3 protein-coding genes and 1 pseudogene are annotated in these 2210 nt (G+C 48.7%); 3 read left to right on the top strand and 1 reads right to left on the bottom strand.

The window, feature by feature from the left end:
• The coding region (gene tnpA / locus G8764_RS22385) for an IS66 family insertion sequence element accessory protein TnpA (protein ID WP_207952053.1) at positions 1-256 on the bottom strand (256 nt) is incomplete at its 3' end.
• 105 nt (positions 257-361) lie between these two features.
• Between tnpA and G8764_RS22675 the strand changes: the two are divergent.
• From G8764_RS22675 to G8764_RS22170, 3 genes and pseudogenes are all read left to right on the top strand, one after another.
• Positions 362-1334: pseudogene (locus tag G8764_RS22675) on the top strand (IS3 family transposase); the annotation flags it as partial.
• Between the two features lie 120 nt (positions 1335-1454).
• Positions 1455-1736 (top strand): type II toxin-antitoxin system RelE/ParE family toxin, encoded by a 282-nt coding sequence (locus G8764_RS23120; RefSeq protein WP_166168562.1) that lies wholly within the window; start codon positions 1455-1457, stop codon positions 1734-1736.
• Position 1737: 1 nt separating this feature from the next.
• Positions 1738-1998 carry a helix-turn-helix domain-containing protein gene (locus G8764_RS22170; protein WP_166168559.1) on the top strand — a complete coding sequence of 87 codons (261 nt, stop codon included), beginning with the start codon at positions 1738-1740 and terminating at the stop codon, positions 1996-1998.
• Positions 1999-2210: the final 212 nt, after the last annotated feature.

Here is a 2210-nt window from a genome sequence, read left to right as displayed (position 1 = left end):
GCGATGATGCTGGAATTTCCATCCTGACACCTGCCGGCAAATAGAGCGTTGCGGTACCAGTCGGGGCAGAGCTGGCAACACGCACGGGCACCAATTTACCAGGGTTGGCTGAAGCCCGGTTTAGTCGAGTGCGCCAATAGGCAAACTGGGCAAAGGACAAGTCGCGCTCTTCGCAGTAAACTTTCTGAGTGACCTGGCTCTTGCGCCAGTCATTGATGTGGCCCTGCCAGAACCTTTGCTTTTCCTCTGTTTTCATACGGGAATGCTCCATTAATAAGTGAAGTCAAACCGTAACAGCTGCTGGGATCGGGTTGAAGGTGGGGTTTGTTGATCGCTTACCAAAAAAGTAACCAAAATATCCTCCAGGCAAGAGAAAGAGCTTTCCAAGGTTAAGCGGTTGGAAGCTGAGAATCGAAAACTGAAACAGGAGGTCGACCTACTAAAAAAGTGGCAACGGTTTCTTGCGGAGGAACATCAGCAAGGTATCGATTCATCGAAAGATTCGGATTAGACCTGGGAGTTAAATCATTGTGCGCCTATCTTGGTGTGTCCCGTAGCGGTTATTACGATTGGCGTAAACGGTTGCCCTCTGATCGTGCCAGTGAAGATAATGCTTTAAAGATTGAAATCCAGAAAATCTATGACAGGGCCGAGGGGCGCTACGGCAGCCCGAGAATCTGGAAGGCGCTACAAAATCAGGGATATTCCGTTAGCAGGAAGCGAGTAGCTCGCATAATGCAGGAAATGGGCCTGATTGCACGGGTTACACGAGTAACTTACCGAGCCCCTGGTATGAGACGTTTCCTTGCCTCTGGTGAGAACCTGAGATCGGACGGAGCGGTACCTGAAGAAAGAACAAAGTGTGGGTTGCTGATGTGACGCACCTCAAGGTGAAAAGCCAGTGGCATTACTTATCTGCGATTATGGATCTTCACTCCCGCCGTATTATTGGCTGGAGCCTGGATACGAAGAGAACGACGGCCGTTACCAAGCGAACACTGGCTACAGCCATAAAGAAAAGGAAGCCGGAAAAGGGACTGATGCTGCACACGGACAGAGGTGTTGAATACCGTGGGGCAGAATATCAGAAGGATCTCAAGCGGCATGAAATTCAACACAGCTTAAGTCGCCCCGGTCAATGTACAGATAATGCCCATATGGAGTCGTTCTTTCATACACTAAAAGCTGAATTGATACGAGGATCCAACTTCCAATCAGGTAAAGACTTGAAGTATGCTCTGGGTCGTTACATCAATGACTTTTACAATCGGAAGCGGCTGCACTCAGGTATTGATTATTACTCGCCGATTGAATACGAGCAAATAGCAGCATGAAATTTTATGTGTCCGTTTTATCGGGGGAAGATCACGCCTCCACTGCGGCCCCTGTGGGCGGCGTTATGCAGCTAGCCCCGTCCTCTAGACATACCATATATAGTATGTATAATCGTATCCATGTGGACAATATACGAACACCGAAGAGTCGCTAAGGCATTGAAATCTATGCCTTTAGATATCCAGAAGCGCTATGAAAAGTGGAAAGATATCGTCTCTCTGTCTGGTCCCCAGGGATTGAAACTGATCAGAGGCTTTAACGACGAAGCCTTGTCCGGTGATTGGAAGGGTTTCAGGTCTTCTAGGCTAAACCAGCAGTGTCGAGTTATATATCAGGTCGATGGAGAGCAGGTTTTAGTACGGGTGGAATCAGTGACACCTCACGATTACAAGAGGAAATGAAATGAGCGAATATGTAAGAGCAAAACGTCATGTGGATGTTTCTGTTGGGGAATCAGTCAAGATAATTCGAGAGTTGCAAGCTCTTAGCCAAAATGATTTGGCTGAATTAACAGGAATTCCTCAATCTACAATTTCCGCTATAGAAAACAATCGCGTACAACTCGGTGTCGAAAGGGCAAAGGTGCTGGCCAGAGCATTGTCCTGCCATCCGGCAGTGCTTGTATTTCCAGGCTGGGAAGTAGGTGGTGAAAGCGCAGCATAACAAATTGCTTCACTCGGACGCCCACTGCTACGTTCGTTTTTGCGCATTCCGCTGCGCTCCATTTTTGCACAAAAACGCCCTCCGCAGCGGGCGCCGGTGAGCAAGGCGTTAGTGCGTCAAGAAGCTTGATGCATCTTTCAGGGTGAAAGTCCCTGTAGGGAAAGGTCTAGCCAACCACCCTTAGCGAGTGTTGCGCGTAGTGCGGAGCATCG

This window comes from Pseudomaricurvus alcaniphilus (assembly GCF_011440395.1).
In the GTDB taxonomy this organism is placed as follows: domain Bacteria; phylum Pseudomonadota; class Gammaproteobacteria; order Pseudomonadales; family Cellvibrionaceae; genus Pseudomaricurvus; species Pseudomaricurvus alcaniphilus.
This window is presented reverse-complemented; position numbering and strand designations above follow the sequence as displayed.

What these genes read in the sequence shown, in the direction of transcription:
- G8764_RS23120 (WP_166168562.1), top strand. Translation starts at nt 1,455, where the DNA reads ATGTGGACAATATACGAACACCGAAGAGTCGCTAAGGCATTGAAATCT.
- G8764_RS22170 (WP_166168559.1), top strand. Translation starts at nt 1,738, where the DNA reads ATGAGCGAATATGTAAGAGCAAAACGTCATGTGGATGTTTCTGTTGGG.